Below are 18,673 nucleotides of genomic sequence, written 5' to 3'. Positions count from 1 at the left end.
ACCAATTTATTTTGTCTAAAATTGACTAAAGATCGAATTTTTATTTATCGGCATATCGATGACCGTCGCGATCAATTCCAGCATACCCGACATGCCTGCCGCTTCGCCCGGTCAGGCCGGCCGCATCGTTCAGCTCGACGGCCTGCGTGCATTCGCGGTGCTGTCGGTGTTTTTTCATCATGCGCTGAAAGTGCCGCTGTGGATCGGCGTCGATCTTTTCTTCGTGCTGAGCGGCTTTTTGATTACCGGCATCCTGCTCGAACGCAAGGCATGCGGCCAGTCGTATTTCGGCTATTTCTACGCGCGCCGCGCGCGCCGCATCTTGCCTCCGTATCTATTGCTGCTGGCCGTTTCGTCACTGCTGTTCGGTGTCGAATGGGTTCGCCATTGGCCGTGGTATGCGTTTTTTTTGACGAACCTGGGGCTGTCGCTCGGCAGCATCGGGCACGACAGTCTGAACGTGCTGTGGTCGCTCGCGGTTGAAGAGCAGTTCTACCTACTCTGGCCATTCGTCGTGCTGCTTTGCCCGATACGCGTGCTGGCATGGATCGCCGGTGCGCTGATCGTCGCCGCGCCGGCAATGCGCGCAATCGTAACGCCATGGTTCAGTTCGTCTTGGCCCGTCTATTATTTGACGCCGTTCCGAATGGACTTGCTTGCCGCCGGCGCGCTGCTCGCGATCGCCATCACGCGCGACCGGCACGCACTAGAGCCGTATTATGGCGCGGCCGCCGCGCTCGCACTGGCGGCGCTGGCAGCGCTGGTGTGCCTGCATCTATCGTATCCGCGCCTGCGTGCGGCGCACACGCCGCTATCGAATGCGGCGCTCTATAGCATCTCAGTCGCGCTTTGCACGTCGATCGTCGTGATCGCGCTGCGTGGTCGCGGCATCGTTCAGCGCATTCTGACGCACCCCGTGCTCGTCTACATCGGCAGCGTCAGCTACTCGATTTATCTCGTTCACGTGAGCATGTTGTACGCGCTCTGGCCGCTGCACTGGAATCGCTATCTGACGACGTTGCTCGCACTGGCTGCCACGCTCACGTATGCCACCGCGAGCTGGTACGGCTTCGAGCGGCGCTTGGTGCGCAACGCGGCGCGGCAGACGGCCGCAAGCGCCATGCGCGCGTCCACATGATCTACAGCATGCACTCCATTCATCTTTCGTTCGATCGATCCGGAACGGCCGCGCGACGCATCGCTGCCCGCGCATTGAACCTGCCCGAAGCGGTGCGCGCCGTGAATCTGAAGACGCGGGGCCATCGAACGCTGGCCTCGGAGAAGTTCCGCAACGTGCGAGCGGTTTCACAAAACGGGAGTACCCCGCACTAATGAAATTTTCTGAATGCCACGCGCGGCGCGCGCTCATTACCGGCATCGCCGGTTTTACCGGGCGGCATCTCGCACAACGGCTCGACGCGGCTGGCTACGAAGTCTGGGGAATCGTCACGCCCGGCACGAACGTAAGCGGCGATCCGCTGCTGCAGCGATACCGCTGCATTCAAGCCGATCTGCTGAATCTCGATTCGCTGCACGTGGCCGCGGCCGACGCGCAGCCGCATGCGGTCGCTCATCTCGCGGCGCGCGCGCACGTCGTGCACGACAACCCATACGACACGTATATCGTCAACGTCATCGGTACGCGCAATCTACTCGCAGCGCTCGCCGGTCTTGGCACACGCCCCGACGCAGTGCTGCTCGCGAGCAGCGCGAGCGTCTACGGCAATCTGTGTGATGAAGCGCTCGATGAAACCGTGCCGCCGCAACCGGTAGACGATTACTCGGTCAGCAAGCTATCGATGGAATATCTGGCGCAGCTGTGGCTCGATCGATTGCCGATCGTGATCGTGCGGCCATTCGACTATACGGGCGTCGGCCAGCGCGAACGGCGTGATATGTGGCGGCTGCCCAACCTCGTCGCGCACTATGCGAGCGGCGCGCGTCGAATCTCGCTCGGCAATCTGCATGCGAGCCGCGATATCTCCGACGTGCGCGACGTCGTCGACGCATATGCAAGGCTCATCGATGCCGCCCCGGCTGGCGAAACGTTCAACGTCTGCTCGGCACGCGGTTATACGCCGAAAGAAGTGCTCGCGATGCTCGCGCGCATCGCCGGATATGTGATCGATGTCAGCGTCGATCCGTGTTTTGCGCGCGAGAACGAAGCGAAGAAGTTCGTCGGTTCGCGACGCAAGTTGAACGAGGCGATCGGCGACACGCGCATCACGCCGCTCGAAGAAACGTTGCGCTGGATGTACGACGAGATGCGCAGCGCACCGCCGAAGCACGCCAACCTCCTAGTGCGCTGAGTATCTACGCACTTGCGTCCACCGCCTGACCGAAGCGGTCGTGCGGCAAGTCCCGAGCATCCCGCCACGCCTAAGCACATACGAAGCGCGATGCCGCAAACACGGCAACTATTCGCGGCGGGCACGGCGAGCCGACACAAAATCACGTCCACCACCCGCGCGGCTATTCGCGAAGCGCTTCGCCCAGGCGCCGGCCCGCATGCCGCATCCATTCGCGAGCCGATTTCGAATGCGCTTGCAGCCGGGCGAATCCATGCGTCATGTCGACCGCGTCGATCAATTCGACCCGACCGCGCGCGTTCCCGATAAACCGGGCAATCGCCCATGCGTCGTCATACAGCGGATCGACGCGCGCGGCGACTATGATCGTGCGGCACGGCCTGTGCAGCGGTGCGCGCGCGAGCGGAAACGCACGCACGTCGTCGCATGCGGGCGCGTGCGCCGACAAAAACTGTGCCCAGTACCAGCGCATTTCGTCAGCGCTCAACCCCGGAGAATGTGCGTGCATCCGGGCACTCCCCCCAAAAGCGAGCGCACGGGCAACCGGATAGAGCAGCAGTTGCGCGCGAACCGCCAGCCGATCGCGCTCGGCCGCCATGCGCGCCGCCCCCATCGCCAGATGCGCACCCGCACTGTCGCCGCCGACGCCAATGCGCCGTGCGGCAAAGCCCAGCCGCGATGCGTGCCGCGCGAGCCAGCCGAGCGCATCCACCGCATCGTCGACAGGCGCGGGAAACGGATGCTCGGGCGCGAGCCGGTATTCGACGCTCGCGACACCGCACCGCGCATCCAGCGCCAGGTTCGACGCGATGGCCTCGTGCGTCGACGCATCACCGACCACCCATCCGCCACCATGAAAATAAACGAGCAACGGCAAGTTACGCGCGCCTGCCGCAGAACGATAGAGATTAGCCGACAACGTTCTGCGTTCGAGCGGAATGCGGATTCGCTCGCGCCGGACGCCAGCAGAAAGCGGCACGCTGAACGCGGCCGCCACTCGCTCGAATCGCGCGCGAACGGCTGCCGCGCCCGCCGTCCTGGGCACCGGAGCAAACGCACGGCTCGCCGCTGCGTAATAATCGATCAGCGCCCGATCGATCCCATCTGTACGCATCGAAATCATCGTTGCCGCACCCTCATTCGAACTCGGCATGATGCGGCCCGTCGACTGCCGCCCGCGCACGCGCCAGCGCCTCGCCCGCCGCAGCAGCATCGCGAACCTCCGGCCCGCCGCCCCTGAACGGCGGCCGCGCGACAGCACGCGCCGCGCTTGCAGTCACCCGCTCGCCGGGCGCGACGGCTTCCATCACCACCGCATTCGGCCCAACCTTCGCGCCAGCGCCAACCGTAAACGGCCCGAGAATCTTGGCGCCCGCGCCGACGACGACGCCATCGCCCAACGTCGGATGGCGTTTGGTGCCGCGCCGCAGCGACGTTCCCCCGAGCGTCGCGCCCTGGTAGATCGTGCAATCGTCGCCCACTACGGCCGTCTCGCCGATCACGACACCCATCCCGTGATCGATCAGCACTCTGCGCCCGATCACTGCCCCCGGATGAATCTCGATTCCGGTTAGCAGTCTGCCCAGATAACCGATAAAACGTGCCGGCCAGTGAATGCGCATGCGCCACAATCGATGGGCCATCCGATGCAGTATCACCGCGTGCAATCCGGGGTAGCACGTCAATACTTCGAAACGGCCGCGCGCAGCCGGATCCCGCCGCCGGATTGCGTCAATGTCTTCTCTCAACCTAGCCAATAACATGATCGTCTCCGTTGATAGTCATCGAGTAATGGCTGTTTATTTGCTTTTTTTTCGCTGGCCGCCTGCCGCCCGCACGGCGCCGGGTCATTCAAACTCGCGCAATCCGCAGCGGCGGGCCAGCGTGCTCATTGCATCGAAAAGCTCGTGATAGTCGCGGCATACGCCGATCTCCGGATGCGCCGCGGCAATCAATTCGGGCACGTTGATGAAACGCGCAGCGTCGGCCGCCTTCAACATACCGATGTCGTTGAACGAATCGCCGGCCGCAAATACGGAGTAACCGAGATCCTGCATCGCCCGCACCACTTTCGGTTTCTGATCGTCCAGACGCGCAGCCCAGCCCGTGACCCTGCCGGCCACATCGAGCGTCAAGCGGTGGCAGATCGCCGGCGCACAACCGAGCTTCGCGGCGAGCGGCCCGAGAAAGTCCCGATACGAATCGGATACGAGCAGCGTGGGCCAGCGCGCGCGAACCTCGTCAAGAAATTCGCGCGCGCCGGGCAGAAGCTCGACCTCGCGCACGATCGACACCAGACGCTCGATCGACAAGCCATGCTCGTTCAGGCTGCGGATGCGCGCGGCCATCAACGCGTGATAGTCGGGCTCGTCCCGCGTCGTGATGCGCAGTGCCGCGATTCCCGTGGCTTCAGCGATTTTGCCCCACAGCTCCGGCAAAAGCGTTCCTTCGATATCCAAACAAACTAGCATCGGTATCCTCGACAGTTCAGGCGGTTTGCATCGCGGCGACGCCGTCGATACAGCAAAGCACGGCCCGGTGAGCATCGCTGACGGCACGCGATGGCGCACCCGGCGACGGCACGTAATGGTTGTAGTAAGACGCGCCTTCAACACACGGGCCGAAAATCCACAGGTTGGACGCAACCGCGCCGGCAATGCCGATCGGATGACCGTCACTGTCCGTGCGCACGCCGTCCAGCCCCATCGCCGGCTGTACCGGCGTGACGATTCCCTTTGCGTGCAGCGAGGCCAGCAGTGCGGAGCCGGACTCGTGCACGCCGGAGCTGTCCACCCGCGCGGCAAGCACCCGCGACACGACACGCGGCCGTATATCGGCAGCGGCGGCGTCGCGGCTTGCGATCGTGTACGAGCCGGTTCGTTCGTCGCGCCGCACGTCCGGATTCACGCCGGGGAAAATCTCGACGATTCCGGCGTCGATCAACGCGACCAGATCTTCGTGCCGCTCTTTCTGCGGGCCGGCAACCATCCGGTTGATCAACGCACTGTACGGCCCATAGAAAAGCGCGTGCGATTGTGCCGAGAATCCGCCGTAATTCGCGAGATCGCGCAATGCATCGCGCAAATCGCGCCAGACTTCGAGTGCCGCTTTGCGGGGGCTCGCAGCGAGCCCCTTGCGGCTTTCCGCGATGTCGTCTTTCAAAAAACTCAGCAACCATTCCGGATAGCGCTGCCCCGTGCCGCACGCGGGCACACTCAAACGCAGCAGCGTGTCAGGATCGAACGGCCCGAAACGCGACGCGCATGCGCTGAAGATGCGCTCGATCGACGCCTGCCCCTGCGCGCCGGTCATTTGCCCGCGCAGTGCGACCACGCTGGCAGGTTCCGCCAGCATCGCAGCCGTCAAATAAAACGCGGCTCGCATTTCATCCTTCATGATCGGCAGCACGTCTCGCACGAAATCGAGCGATCCCGCCCGCCGTCTCAACATCGCCACTCGCTCGGCAGTCAGGAAAACGGGCTTGTGCCGCTCGCGCGTGAGCGTCGTGTCCGGCCGGCTGAAAAAAGGCAACCCCGAGCGCGAATAGACCAGCATCCGCGGCTCACGTCCCGAGCGGACATAGCGAAGCCCGTTGTCCGCACATCGGACGAAACGGCCGCCACGGCCGAGCGTCAACGCTGAAATCAAATCCGCGCTGGTCAACCCAAGGCCCGCTATCGCGATACGCTCGCCGGCCGAAACATCGGCCAGCAGCGTCTGGGTCGCAGCGCAACCGACAGGTCCAGGAATCACATCGACGAATGCGTCGCCGCTCTTGCGCTTTCGCCCCGTGTGGCCGATGGTGACGAACGCATGCGCGACCTTGCAACGCTCACCGTCGGCGCCGTGCAGCGTCAATCCGCTTGCATCATCCAACGCAACGATATCGATCACCTTCTGCCGATGCAGCACGATCCGCAGATTCGGTGGTGCGAGCGTGCACAAATGCTCGAACGACCATGCGAGATATTGGCCGAGCCGCCGCCGCGGCAAGTAGTCGAGTTCCGATGCCCTGCGTTCGGCGCAGTGCGCATCCCGGTCCTCGCGCATCCGGACGTCGCGTGTGACGCACCACTCATGGAAAGTCGGCCCCAGGCGCTCGAGCCGGCCGCCGGCTGCGCCGAAATCCGCGAAGATGCTCAACTGCCCGGCAATCGTGTTGAGCATCAGGTAATCGGGCTGATCCGGCGAGTGCACGCCTACCCCAGGCACGCCGGGCTCGAAGATGACGGCCGTGACCGAACGATGCGGCCGCTGCCTGGCTGCCCAAACCAGGCGTTCGAGCACGACGAGCCCGCGCGGGCCCAGACCGACGATGCCGATCGCCGTTTCCGAATCCGCGCGGTCTACCATCTCGCGACCTCCGGAAAGAAACCGGGCACGGACAGTGCCAAATTGTCGGCCACCGCGATGTCATAGACCTGCTTGCCGATCGCGAGATCGAGAACGCCCAGACCGAACGGCGAGAACACCGTGGCTCGCGCCGGGTCCAGCGCAATCTCGCCCCGAATCAATTGCGCGATCGTTCCGTTGATGAACGCGCGGCCGCCCGACATTTTTTCCGCGAGATGTGGCGACGTGTCGGCTTTCAGGCAATGGTCGACGTCGTCGACGACGTTGTTGGCCTCCATGAGCAACGAGGGCGCAAGATCGCGCAGCGAGATGTTGAGGATCGTCTGGCCGGCGCGCAAGCGGGTCGGCGTATCGACGTATGGCGTGCCAGCGTTCGTCGCGAACACGACCAAATCGGCATCCAGTGCCGCCGACAGCGTGTCGACGCGAACCTTGGCGGCAATGCGCCTTGCCGCATGTGCGCTCAACGATTCGGAAGACTGAAGATCGCGATCATGGACCACTACCTCGTCGAACGTCCATTCGTCCGCCACGAACATGTCGAAAATGTTCTTCGCAATGACGCCTGCGCCGATGAAAGCAACCGACGCCGCGCGGCGCGCATGCCCGGTACACCAGTTCGCGGCAAGTACGGCCGAGGCGGCCGTGCGCACCGCACTGATCTGCGATGCCTCGAGAAACGCAAACGGATAGCCGGTGGCCGGATCGTTCAATACCAACGTGGCGGACGCACGGGCGAGACCCTTGCCGAGATTCGACGGATAGCTGGCGATCCACTTGATGCCGGTGACGTTGATCGAACCGTCGACCGCTGCGGGCAATGCAATGATCCGATCCGACGGCCGCTGCGGGAAGCGCAGAAAATAGCTGTCCGGATTGATCGTCTGTCCGTCATGATGCGCAAGGTACGCTTGCTCGACCGACGTGATCGCGCGTCGCAACGTCCGGTCCAGAATGCGGCGCACGCTTACGCCTGTTACGACGTGAAACGGCAATGAATCATGTGTCATTGACGCAACTCCTCTACGAATGTGCCAACAGTGAATGAAAAGACGGAATCTGCGAAATATCGCCGTCAAGCGGAGCCGCGCCGAATCGCTCGCGGACCCAGTCGTCGTCATAAACCGTGTCGAGATATCGCTCGCCGAAATCCGGTGAAATGGCAACCACGGTCGCGCCACGCGCGATACGCTCACGCCAGCCGAAGAGCCCGGCCAGCACGGTGCCGGTCGACGCGCCGACCAGCAGCCCGCGCGTGCGCGCGAGATGGCGGCACATCGCAATCGTGTGCGACTCGGGAATCTGTTCCATCGCAAAGATGCCGTCTGCCTTGAAAATCGGCGGCATCCGGCTCGAGCCCAGCCCCGGCAAATAGCGTTTGCTCGCCGGCTGACCAAACGTCACCGAGCCGATGCTATCGACCGCGACGATCCGGGTGCCGGGCCGGTACGCACGGAAGTAGTCGACGCAGCCCATCAGCGTGCCGGTCGTACCCGCGCCGACGAATAAATAGTCGATTTCCGGAAACGCGTTCGCGATAGACGCAGCGGTCAGGCGCCGATGAATCGCCGCATTCGCGGGATTCGAATATTGATTCAGCCATACGTATCGAGCGTCCCGCGCGAGGCAGTCCTGGACATAGGCAATTCGCGTGCCGAGGTAGCCGCCGTTCGCATCCTTTTGCTCGACCATCACGATGGTCGCCCCATATGCCGCCATGATCTTCTTGTTGTGCGCAGACGTGTTCGGATCGACCACGCATGTAAAGCGCAAGCCGCGCGATGCACACACCATGCTCAGCGCAACGCCCAGATTTCCGGACGACGACTCGATCAATACGGTATCCTGATTGATCAATCCCCGCTCATCCAGACTTTCGAGCAAACCCAACGCGGTCTTTAGCTTGATGGAGCCGGCCAGGTTCAGTCCTTCGAGCTTCAGATGCACGTCGGCGGGAACGAGGCCCGCCAGCGTCAGGAACGCGCCGTCGTCGACGAATTCGGCCACCGAGGCGCGCGAGCGGCGCGCGATGACGTCCATGCTCGCAATCAACATGATCGCACCTCCTGCGGCTGCTCATTCCGTGCCAGCAGCGACGCGAGTATCCGCTCGGCCCGCATCGCCATCAGCGAGAAAGACTGCCCGTCGCCGATACCGTGCGCGCGCTCCGACAAGCCGTTCGCAAAAATTTCGACATCGGCGTTTTCCGTCTCGATCCGATAGTCGCGGCCGATCGTGATGCCGCCGTCGCCATCGATCGCAAGCCACGGCTGCAACTCGGCAAGCAGCGGTGGAATCAGCGGTTGCTCGTAACCGGTCGCGATGACGATCGCGTCCACGTTCAGCCATGTCACGCTGCCGTTGAACACATCACGCACCGCCACGCGATAAGCCTCGCCATCCCGCTCGATCTCGATTGCCTCCTGAAACACGTGCACATTCAGGCGCTCGCGTCCCGCCAGTTGGTCTTCGTAGACCAGCGAATACAGCGCGAGGCTTTCGTCGGGGTCGATACCCGAGTAGTTGGTCGCCTTCACTTCGGCAAGCAGACGTCGCCGCGCGTCGGGCTCGAGATCGTGGAAGTAATCGACGCGCTCCGGTGAAAACGCCAGATTCGGGAAATGGCCAAGCTGCGTGATCTTGAAGCCGCTCGACCGATGCAGCGACTCGATCAAGGCGTCCGGATGACGGCGCAGCAGATCGGCAATGGCCTCACTCGCGCTCTGCCCCGAGCCGACGACCAGCCAGCGCTTACAGTCGGCAAGCGCCGGCGCGGCGACGGCGCTTAAATACTGGGCGGTATGAAACACCCGTTCACCGAGATGCGCGCGAAAGACTTCCGGCACACGCGGATGACTGCCGTTCGCGAGCACCAGCCGCCGGGTGCGCCGCACGCCCTTGGACGTCACGACCTGCAAGCCGGTGAGGCGGCCGTCGGCGGTCTGCGGCAGAATCTGGCGAACCGGTTCGTCGTAAGCCACGTATTGGCTCAACTGCCCCGCCACCCAGCTTACGTAGTCGGACCACTCGAACCGGCTCGCAGGCCGCCCGAGTTGGCTGAACCGGTACAAGCGGCCGTTCTCCTTCAAATACATCGCAAACGAATAACGGCTGCGCGGATCGCGCGGCGTGACGAGATCGCGCAGCGGATGGTGGTTGATGTCGGTGCCGGGCAGCAACAGCTCGGGCTGCCACTGCGTGCTCGACGCGCGTTCGAGAAACGTGACGGCCTCGTAAGGCGGCCTGCCGTTCGCTTCGCTCCAATCGGCGATCGCGCACGCGAGCGCGATCGCGGCAGGGCCGAAACCCACGCAGATCAGATCTGAATCAAATGCACTCGGTAGATCTCTCTTCATTACAGGTTCCTCATATTGACTCATTGGATACGCCTGCTTCGATCACCTGCTCGAGCATCAAACGCCCGGATTTCAGCGACCAGATCGCATGCGCGGTATCGCGGTTTTGCCGCGCCGAAAACCGGACGCGCGCGGCCGGGGTATCGAAGCTCATGTCACCGATGCGTTGGGGATCGACGCCCGGTCCGGCCGCCAGCTGCGCGGCGATATGCAATGCGGCAAACGTCTCCAGCGCGTTGACGCCGGGGTTTTCCGCATACCAGCGAACGTAGCTGCGCGCAAATGCCTCGCCGCGCGCCAACGCATAAGCGGGTGCGAAACCGACGATGCGCACGTGCGCGGCGTCTCCGATCCGCTCGGCCAAGCTCGCCGAAGCAGCGTCGTCGGTCAGGAAGATCGGCTCCGTGCAGCCCGCGTCGCGCCGCTTCAGCACATAGTCGGCGCTCGCCTGCGCACTGCCGACGAAGACCGAGCACGTCCCAGGCGAAGCGTCGCCGTCGTTCAATACGGCAATGCCATGCAACGACGCCGCATCCGCGATATCGGCCGCGAGTTGTTGCCCGTGACGGGTCGGCTCGCAAGCAATGCGCAACCGTCGCCACCCGTTTGACGCGAGATGCGCGACGAGCCGGCTCGCCAGCACGCAATCGGGCGCGCATAGGCGCAGCACGGGCGAGCCGTTGGCGGTCAGCGAACTGGCCGTTGCGGTCGGCAGCAGCAGTAACGTTCCGGATTGCGCGTAGCGCGACACGACAGCCTGCGCCGCATCCGATGACATATGACCGATGACGATGCGCGCGCCGGCCCGCTCGAATTGCTCGGCCGCGCGCAATGCCCCTTCGCGCGTGCCGAGGTCGTCGGCAAATACGAAGCGCAACGCGGCGATCCGCGGATACTCGTTTCTCGCCAGTGCGAGCGTGCGAAAGAACGTGCGTGCATGCGGAGCGGCCTGCAAGTCGTAGCGGATGGCCACGCCGATCGTCGGCGAAACACGCTTCATCTAGACGCCCTCCGCCTGGCCGATCACGCGAATTGCCGAAAAACGGTCCGGCGCGAAAGGCACGAGCAAATCGGGCGTCGCCGAGACCCCATTGCGAAGCCGCTGTGCAATCTGCTGCGCGATAAGCTGTGACAGCGGCGATGCGAGCTTGTAACCGATTCCGTTCATCGCCGTGGCCGCATAGCGCGTCGCCGCGGCGTCGACGAATCCGACGATCGGTCTTCCGTCAGGCGAGTAGCAATCGTGCCCACGCAGGATGTCGATCACCGGGCCGCGCTCCCGCACGCCGGTCATGACGCTCAACCGATGCAGCGCGTCTTTCTTGATCGCATCGCCGAATCGCCACTGGAGCTGCTCGGGCAGGCGCGCGCCCTCCCGGACGCGCGAGCCGGCATGAATCAGACCGCCGCTCAGCGGCACCGCATAGCTGTCCGCGATCGCGTCGATCACAGGCAGCTCGAGCGGTTTCGACGCCGCCACCCGCATCAGCGGAATCGAGCGCGCGGTCAACGGCAGATCGCCCAGCAACGAAGCCGACGACGCACCGCATGCAATCACCGCGACACGGGCAAACAGCGTCGCGCCGTCAGTCTCCACGCACACACTGTCGCTGCTCGAGTGAACGCTGCTGACGCCGAGGTTTTCGAGCAGCACCCCGTGATCCTTGACGTAGTTCGCAAGCCCTCCCGCAGCTGCCCGAACATTGCCGATTCCCGCATTCGGCTCATACAGCACGGCCTCGTCCGAACGCGGCTGCGGAAACGATGAAATCGCAGCTACTTCGCTTCGCGTCAGCAGTCGCATCGGATATTCGGCGCTCGCATGCGCCGCAATACAGCGGCGCAGCGACAGATCGGACTCGTTCAAGCCGAGATACAGCATGCCGGTCTTGCGGCGGGTCGCGGCGATCGTGCGCGTGACGACCGAATCGGCGCACCGGAATTCATGGGCCGCGAGCGAAGAGATAGCCGGATCGCGGTCGTAGATGCGCGAAATACCGCCGGAGTATCGGCTCGCGCCGTGGTTACCAGCACTGCCTTCATCGATCAACGCGGTGTGAATGCCTTGCTCGACCAATGCGGCGGCAATGGCCGAACCGATGATGCCGGCCCCGAGCACGGCGGCTTCCACGCGCAACATGACGTCGTTCGCTTGCAATTGGCGGTCCTCGTTCAGGCTGTCAGATCGAATATTCGGCGGCCGTGCCGTTCACCAGATAGGCGGTTGCATCACGCTCGCCCACCCCATAGGCATCGAAAACCCGCGCGGCAAACTTCGGCATCAGCGGCTTGCCGAACGCGGCAATCGCGACGATCAAGTCGATGTCCAGACGCTGCGCCGCATGCCGCTCGCGCGCGACGGCGATCAAATCCAGCACGACGTGAGCGAGTTGCCGCATCGAGAAACGCTCGGACGATGTCGCACTCAGCCAGCGCTGCCGGAATCCGGCGATCAGCAACGCGACGTCCTGGGGCGCACTTGGCGTCCACGGCTCGGTCGCGCGCTCGGACGGCAGCGGCAGCGTCTCGAGAAATTCCGTGAATACGGATTGCCGCCAATCGCGAAAGCCCTGCCGGCTGAAATCACCCTCGCCTTCCTCCGGCGAGATCGACGCGAGGTAGAGCCGCGCACTGTCCGAGCACGATTCGGCGACCAGATCGCGCATCCAGATCGCATGATTGCGGCTCGTCGACAAGTTCAGGCCGTCAAGCGTCAGAAATTGGTTCGGATAGAAGTGCTGACGAATCCGTAATTCAGGCATATTCGCAAGCAGTGTCGGATAAACGATCGCGTGGCTGAATGCGCAGTCGAAACCGAGAAAATGCACGAGGCGGCTGTCGTCCGAATGCCAGTACCGCTCGAACAAACCGGGGTCGTGTTGACGAACTTCCGCGTATTCGCGAAATGCCGCCATGTATCCGGCCAGCCCCATGAACCACGTATGAACGCGCCGGCTGCCGTCGGCCGCCAAGTCGAGACCGCCATCCTCGGGACGTGTCACGCCCCAGTCGTGCAGCTTCGTGTCGATCGTGTCCGCGATCCAGTCGCCCATTGGGCGGCGCAACGGCATCTGCCGGAACGTCGAGCGCAACAGCGACTGGAATTTCGGCAAGCGCAAAAAGACACGCTCGACGGGCCGCCACGTGTGCCGGCCGCCGCAGAGCTTGCAACGAAAGTTGGCCATCTGCTTCGAATCGGGCTCTTGCGCACAACCTTCGCATTGGCTCGCATCCGAATCCGCGCCGCAGTAGTTGCAATTGCCGCGCCCAAATGCTTCGTATCCCCAAACATTGCACGACGGGCAATAGGGTTCGTCCGAAATCCTGATGTCGAACGCCTGCTTGTCTTGCGCCGCCCGATAGACGCGACGCACGGCTTCGGCGAAATACGCGTTCTCATAGGGCTGGTGCCAATGGTCGATCTGCACGTCCGCAGCCGCCAGAGTCGCGTTGATCTTCTCGGTATTGGCACGCGCCAGCGCGACCGGGTCGGTTGCCGACTCGCGGCCCTTGCGCAGCATGTACGACTGATAGTCGTCCGAATACGAGATCAGCACGCACTCGTGCCCGCGTTGACGCTGCGCCCTCGCAAATACGTCGGCGGCCAGGAACGGGCCGGCGAGATGGCCGATGTGGAGATCGCCGTTCGGCGTCGGCGGCGTGATGGTAACGACGAATTTAGTCATTCAGGCACCCCGTCTCGTCATTGAGTTCGTTCATATAGCGCTTGACATGCGCTTCGTCCCACCAGATCACGTAAAAATGAAAGTCTTCGTCCGAATCGTTGATTACGTAATGGTTCGTGTGCTTAGGAATCACGACGATGTCGCCGATCTCGAACGGATAGGTCGTCTCGCCGATCACTACGGAACCCTTACCCTTGATCGCGATGAACAATTCCTGGTCGATCTGCGTGTGCGGCTCGCTGACCGTATGGGGACGCACGACACACCAACCGCCGCCGAACGGCATCGAATATCCGTCCCACGGCAGCAGGCGCTGGCCGTCGAGCCCGTATTCGTGCACCAGCGCGTGCCATCTGATTTTTCGATAAAGATCGAATTTCGGCATGATGTTCATCCACCCTATTTGTGTTGAAGATGAGCTGCCGATTCTGAGCGGGCGCCTTTGCGCGAACAACCGATTGCGCTAATAACTCATTTCCAAGCATCAATGGAAATGCTTGATATGCCGGTTTTAATCGTGGGAATATGCAGGTACGGCCCGATTTGGCATGCTTATTACGCGTGGGCAAACCCGTTTTGTGCAGGGCGAAAACCTGCTATGCTGCCCATCGCCTCAACGCCACATCCGAGCCCGGTGATGCGTTACCCGGATCGCCAGGCACGCACGTTTTTTCACCACCTCGATAACAAAGGAGAAGCCGATGCTGGAACTCAGACCGGGATGTGAATGCTGCGACAAGGATCTGCCGCCGGATGCCGATGCGCGGATCTGTTCTTTCGAGTGTACGTTTTGCGCGGACTGCGCAACCAACGTACTGAAAGGCAAATGCCCGAACTGCGGTGGCGAATTGGTGGTCCGGCCGCGCCGCCCGGCGAACAAGCTGGCGAACAATCCGCCGTCGACCAAGCGGGTGTTCAATCCAGCGTGCGCTCAGCAGCAGCCTTGAGCGCACGCTTCGGTCAAGCTCCCGCGCGATGAGCCGCACGCATGCCCATGCAGCGGCTGCGGCGGCGAAACCGCACCGCGCTCACGCCGCCAGTTCGATCACTTGGCGCCGATAGGCCGACGTCTTGCGCAGCGTCGGCTTGTCGCAAATGAAATCCAGCACCGTGCGGGCGGCATGGCTCAGCATCGAATAGGGTCGACTCAACACGACCAGTTCGCGTTCAATCAATTGCGGCAACACGGCAATCCGGTATGTCTTCGGATTCTCCGGCAATGCCAGTTGCGGCACGATCGAAAAACCCACCCCATTTTCCACCATCGACAAAATGCTGTCGACGCTGGCGATCTTGTAGAAGCTTCGCAAATGCACGCCGTAATTGCGCAGGCTCGCCACCGCCTGAATACTATGCGGGTTGTTCTGCTGAATGAAATTTAGCGACTGCAATTGATCCCAACGCAGCGTGCCTTGCATTGCGATATCGGGTGGCAACACGGCGACGTATCGGTCCTTGACGAACGCGCGCGAAATGTACTTCTCTGCCTCCATGTTGGTGACGATCGCGATATCAGCACCAAGCTCGTTGAGCACATCGAGCACGGATTCCTCTCGCTCGGTGTCGTCGAGGATTTCCACCCGGATGTCCGCACGCACCTTGCTCAAATCGGACATCAGTTGCGCAAGCAATCCGGTTCCGACGCTGCGTAGCGTCGAAATGCGCACCGGCCGCGACGACAGTGTCTTACCAAGCATGTCGTTGACGATATCGAGCAGATTGCCCGTCTTGATGATTAACTCCGCACCCGCGTCGGTCAGCACGCAACCAGCCCGGGAGCGCACGAACAGGCGCTCGCCGACGAATTTCTCGACTTCGGATATCGCATGACTGATATTGGATTGCGTACAGCCTAATTCGGCCGCCGCCGAACTGAAGCTGCCCGTTTCCGCTACTGCCCTGAACGCATTAAAATGACTTATTCTCATAAATTCGTCAAATCTCTGGCGTAATTTCTTAGATACTGGGGTTATTCGCACTGATTCTTACGCCCAGGAGAAACCGGGCCTTTTCGTAACCAGTACGAAAAGCCGTTTGCGACAGGAATCGGATGCGCGGTCACTTACGCAATCGAATCCCGTGTATCGCGATAGCCTCGCCTCGGCCCGGCGCAGGCATCAAAACATCCCTCGAACGATTTCCAAACGATGACGGAAAAAAGCGGTGCCGCCGGCCGGCGAGCGGAGCGCCGGCGCGGCCATGGACGGATCAGAGCACGCCGTCCAACGCGCAATCCAGCAATCGACGGTAATAGTCGGTCGACACCGCTACCGGATTCGTGTTCGAACAACCGTCAGCCACGGCCATCCGGCAAATCAAATCGGTCTGCGAACCGTCTATGCCCAACGTGCGCAGCGTGTGCGGGATGCCGCCTTCGCGGCGCAGCGTCAGCACCCATTGCAGGATCGCCTCGAGCCCCGTGCCGGGCAGATCCAAATAACGGGCCAACCGCTCGAGCGGCTCCTGTGGCATCGCCGCATTCGCGCGAAGCACATACGGCAACAGCACTGCATTGAGCAAACCGTGATGCGCGTCGTACAACGCGCCCAACGTCTGCGCCATCGCATGCACCGCACCCAGTCCTCGCTGGAACGACGCAGCGCCAAGCGCCGACGCAACCAGCATCTGCTGGCGCGCATGCACGTCGTTGCCGTCGCTCAGCACCGCCGGCAGTGCATGTCGAATCAGACGCATGCCTTCGGCGGCAATGCCTTCGGCCATCGGGTGATACACCGGCGAACACCACGCTTCGAGACAATGGGTCAACGCATCCATGCCAGTGGCGGCAGTCAGCCCGGGCGGCAAACCCAGCGTCAGTTCCGCATCCAGAATCGCGACGCGCGGCATCATCTTCAAGTGCAGCATGGTGCGCTTCACGCGCGCCTGCTCATCGGTGATGACCGCTGCGCGGCCCGTTTCCGAGCCCGTGCCCGCCGTGGTCGGAATCGCGATCATCGGCGCGATGCCGGCGGCGTTGATCGTCGCCTCGGGGTTGCCGACGTCCTCGTAGTCCCACAGTTGCCCCGTCTGGCCCGTCATCAGTGCGATAGCCTTGGCAGCGTCGATCGGCGATCCGCCGCCGAGCGCAACCACGCCGTTGCGCTCGCTGCGCCGATATACGTCCAACCCGGCTGCGACGTTGCCCCCGGTCGGGTTGCCCTTGATCTGATCAAACAGTTGCACGTCGATCCCGGCAGCGCGAAATCTCTCGATCAGCGTGCCGGTATACGGCTGCTTCGCGATGAACGGGTCCGTCACCAGCAGCGGCCGGGTGATGCCGTGCTGAAGGCACCAGTGCGGGGTTTCGCGTATACGGCCCGGACCGACCTTGATTGCGGTGGGGTAGTGCCAGTCGATACACGGTACTTCTTGATATGTCATGGTTCGCGCTCCTTGATTGCGACGACGAAATGGTCAGGCATGCAAATGAATCGGCAGCATGCTGACGAGACCCCAGATCAGCTTGACGCCGAATACCGTCAAGCATGCGGCGGTGATCTGATCGATACGTGTCTTTGCGAGGCGATAGACGTGCTGCACGCGGTTCACCGAGAACAGCGTCGCAAGCGTGACGAACCACGATGACGCCAGCACGGCGATCAATGCGATCGCGGCCGGCTTGGTCCACGGCGCGAGACCTGGAATCAACAGGCTGGTGAATACGCTGGTGTAGAAAACCAGTGCTTTCGGATTGGTCAGGTTGGTGGCCAGGCCGAAACGGTACGCCTTGAACAACGATTGATAAGCAGACTTATCGACTTTCTTCTGCCCCAACGGCTGATGTGCGTTACGCCATATTTTCAGTCCCACATGCACGAGATAGGCTCCTCCCAATAATTGCAGCACTGGTTGAGTCAAAGGCCACCGCGCAAATACCAGACCGAGCCCGGCGGCGGCTGCGCTTGCCCATAGCACGCTGCCGGACGCGACGCCCAATCCCGTGCAAATCGCATGAAGCCGGGATTCGTTAATAGCGATTTGGGTGATGACGAGAAAATTGGGCCCTGGGCTCGCAATGAGCACGAAAAATACTGCAGCAAGGCTGCATAACACCGCGATTTCCTGCATGACGACGAAGCTCCTTGAAGAATGGTTTTGATAGAGCCAACGGCTTCAGCTCCGTTGCTCATGTTTGCCGCTCGTCAGCATCGCAACAACTCATTCCATGCATACTTTCTCGCCAGCTATCGATTCTTTTTATGTTGATTTCAGGTGCATAAATGCAGCCAAAAAAATGGCGTCGCGTGTGCCGCCGATGACTTACGCATCCCTTTCATCAATTCGCATTGAGTCGCCGAAATCACGCACTGCGCCCTTTTGCACAAGTTCCAAATGCGGCGGCGTGTGCCGTCGATACGCAATGGTTTTTAGGCACGTTCAGCGCGCCACGGAGAAACCCGGAGGAAATGTTCGATTCGGTCGCAAGCGCTCGACGATGTCGCGTGCGCGCCCCAGCGCACGGCTGGATCAGCGCGTCCCTTCGAGAGTCGAGCAAAGCGGATGACGGCCGGCTTTCTGCGCGCATGCCCGGCACGATAGCCTGCGCACACCCAATGCCATGAGCCCATCTGTCGATCTCGATCGACCCACAGTGGTTTTCCCTATGTATCCGCCGACAAACACCACTCGGCGCTGAGCCAGGCTCGGAATTGCCCGAGCGCTTGCAGCCAGCTTTTTTGCGCATCGACCGAATGTGAATGGGCGCGCACGATCGTCGAATCGATCAAACTATTTCCGATTCCTTCGATTGCCCCCACAGGAAGATCAATTGATTCGTCAGTTAATTGTTTATTTAATGAATCTCAAAATCCGAGATCGTCTCCCCCAGAAATAGGGCACCGCGAATTCGATCCGGCACATGCTACCGACGTCAATTTTAATGAGCAAGCGGGTTCTTATTAAAAATTAGAATGACTAAACGCTATCGTTCGCTAAAGCAGACACCGGCAATACAAGCATGTCCGCCAGG

17 protein-coding genes and 1 pseudogene are annotated in these 18,673 nt (G+C 61.9%); 4 read left to right on the top strand and 14 right to left on the bottom strand.

The genetic code is table 11. The annotated features are described in order from the left end of the window. Positions 1 to 91: 91 nt before the first annotated feature. The 3 genes from AQ611_RS18380 to AQ611_RS18370 are packed head-to-tail and all read left to right on the top strand — an operon-like array spanning position 92 to position 2,309. A complete protein-coding gene (locus tag AQ611_RS18380; RefSeq protein WP_069236382.1) occupies positions 92 to 1,138 on the top strand; it encodes an acyltransferase family protein in 1,047 nt (348 codons plus the stop codon). Then, positions 1,135 to 1,332, top strand: coding sequence for a hypothetical protein (locus AQ611_RS18375; RefSeq protein WP_069235615.1), 198 nt, complete (start codon positions 1,135 to 1,137; stop codon positions 1,330 to 1,332). The genes AQ611_RS18380 and AQ611_RS18375 overlap by 4 nt, the downstream gene beginning before the upstream one ends. After that, positions 1,332 to 2,309: an NAD-dependent epimerase/dehydratase family protein gene (locus AQ611_RS18370; protein ID WP_069235614.1), complete on the top strand. Its 978-nt coding sequence runs from the start codon at positions 1,332 to 1,334 to the stop codon at positions 2,307 to 2,309. The genes AQ611_RS18375 and AQ611_RS18370 overlap by 1 nt, the downstream gene beginning before the upstream one ends. A 163-nt stretch (positions 2,310 to 2,472) precedes the next feature. On the opposite strand, the gene AQ611_RS18365 is transcribed toward AQ611_RS18370, so the two are convergent. From AQ611_RS18365 to AQ611_RS18315, 11 genes and pseudogenes are all read right to left on the bottom strand, one after another. After that, positions 2,473 to 3,423: an alpha/beta hydrolase gene (locus tag AQ611_RS18365; protein ID WP_069236381.1), complete on the bottom strand. Its 951-nt coding sequence runs from the start codon at positions 3,421 to 3,423 to the stop codon at positions 2,473 to 2,475. Between the two features lie 139 nt (positions 3,424 to 3,562). Further along, positions 3,563 to 4,072 (bottom strand): annotated as a pseudogene (gene cysE, locus AQ611_RS18360) (serine O-acetyltransferase); the annotation flags it as partial. 84 nt (positions 4,073 to 4,156) lie between these two features. Next, positions 4,157 to 4,780 (bottom strand): bifunctional phosphoserine phosphatase/homoserine phosphotransferase ThrH, encoded by a 624-nt coding sequence (gene thrH, locus AQ611_RS18355; RefSeq protein ID WP_069235613.1) that lies wholly within the window; start codon positions 4,778 to 4,780, stop codon positions 4,157 to 4,159. Between the two features lie 16 nt (positions 4,781 to 4,796). Beyond that, on the bottom strand, positions 4,797 to 6,662 hold the full coding sequence (locus tag AQ611_RS18350; protein WP_069235612.1) for an FAD/NAD(P)-binding protein: 1,866 nt from the start codon (positions 6,660 to 6,662) through the stop codon (positions 4,797 to 4,799). Continuing rightward, positions 6,656 to 7,672, bottom strand: coding sequence for a 2,3-diaminopropionate biosynthesis protein SbnB (gene sbnB / locus AQ611_RS26180; protein ID WP_069235611.1), 1,017 nt, complete (start codon positions 7,670 to 7,672; stop codon positions 6,656 to 6,658). The genes AQ611_RS18350 and sbnB overlap by 7 nt, the downstream gene beginning before the upstream one ends. Positions 7,673 to 7,685: 13 nt before the next feature. Next, a complete protein-coding gene (gene sbnA, locus AQ611_RS26175; RefSeq protein WP_231936066.1) occupies positions 7,686 to 8,717 on the bottom strand; it encodes a 2,3-diaminopropionate biosynthesis protein SbnA in 1,032 nt (343 codons plus the stop codon). Next, on the bottom strand, positions 8,711 to 10,018 hold the full coding sequence (locus AQ611_RS18335; RefSeq protein ID WP_069235610.1) for a SidA/IucD/PvdA family monooxygenase: 1,308 nt from the start codon (positions 10,016 to 10,018) through the stop codon (positions 8,711 to 8,713). Before AQ611_RS18335 ends, sbnA begins: the two co-directional genes overlap by 7 nt. A gap of 10 nt (positions 10,019 to 10,028) precedes the next feature. Next, positions 10,029 to 11,018 carry a type 1 periplasmic-binding domain-containing protein gene (locus AQ611_RS18330; protein WP_069235609.1) on the bottom strand — a complete coding sequence of 330 codons (990 nt, stop codon included), beginning with the start codon at positions 11,016 to 11,018 and terminating at the stop codon, positions 10,029 to 10,031. Then, positions 11,019 to 12,176 (bottom strand): NAD(P)/FAD-dependent oxidoreductase, encoded by a 1,158-nt coding sequence (locus tag AQ611_RS18325; RefSeq protein WP_059514899.1) that lies wholly within the window; start codon positions 12,174 to 12,176, stop codon positions 11,019 to 11,021. Positions 12,177 to 12,198: 22 nt separating this feature from the next. After that, positions 12,199 to 13,704, bottom strand: coding sequence for a methionine--tRNA ligase (locus AQ611_RS18320; protein ID WP_069235608.1), 1,506 nt, complete (start codon positions 13,702 to 13,704; stop codon positions 12,199 to 12,201). Next, positions 13,697 to 14,089, bottom strand: a complete 393-nt coding sequence (locus tag AQ611_RS18315) for a cupin domain-containing protein (protein WP_059515526.1) — start codon at positions 14,087 to 14,089, stop codon at positions 13,697 to 13,699. Before AQ611_RS18315 ends, AQ611_RS18320 begins: the two co-directional genes overlap by 8 nt. 316 nt (positions 14,090 to 14,405) lie before the next feature. On the opposite strand from AQ611_RS18315, the gene AQ611_RS18310 reads away from it, so the two are divergent. Continuing rightward, positions 14,406 to 14,651 carry a DUF1272 domain-containing protein gene (locus AQ611_RS18310; protein WP_069235607.1) on the top strand — a complete coding sequence of 82 codons (246 nt, stop codon included), beginning with the start codon at positions 14,406 to 14,408 and terminating at the stop codon, positions 14,649 to 14,651. Positions 14,652 to 14,732: 81 nt separating this feature from the next. Here the strand turns inward: AQ611_RS18310 and AQ611_RS18305 are convergent, their stop codons facing one another. The 3 genes from AQ611_RS18305 to AQ611_RS18295 form a co-directional block, all read right to left on the bottom strand. After that, complete coding sequence (locus AQ611_RS18305; protein WP_143757502.1) at positions 14,733 to 15,683, bottom strand: LysR family transcriptional regulator; 951 nt, start codon at positions 15,681 to 15,683, stop codon at positions 14,733 to 14,735. Between the two features lie 229 nt (positions 15,684 to 15,912). Further along, the gene (locus AQ611_RS18300) at positions 15,913 to 17,085 is read right to left on the bottom strand and encodes an iron-containing alcohol dehydrogenase (protein WP_059514907.1); all 1,173 of its coding nucleotides are present in this window, start codon (positions 17,083 to 17,085) and stop codon (positions 15,913 to 15,915) included. A 33-nt stretch (positions 17,086 to 17,118) separates the two neighbouring features. Beyond that, complete coding sequence (locus AQ611_RS18295) at positions 17,119 to 17,772, bottom strand: LysE family translocator (RefSeq protein WP_059514909.1); 654 nt, start codon at positions 17,770 to 17,772, stop codon at positions 17,119 to 17,121. Positions 17,773 to 18,673: the final 901 nt, after the last annotated feature.

Source organism: Burkholderia singularis (assembly GCF_001718875.1).
GTDB lineage: Bacteria > Pseudomonadota > Gammaproteobacteria > Burkholderiales > Burkholderiaceae > Burkholderia > Burkholderia singularis.
This window is presented reverse-complemented; position numbering and strand designations above follow the sequence as displayed.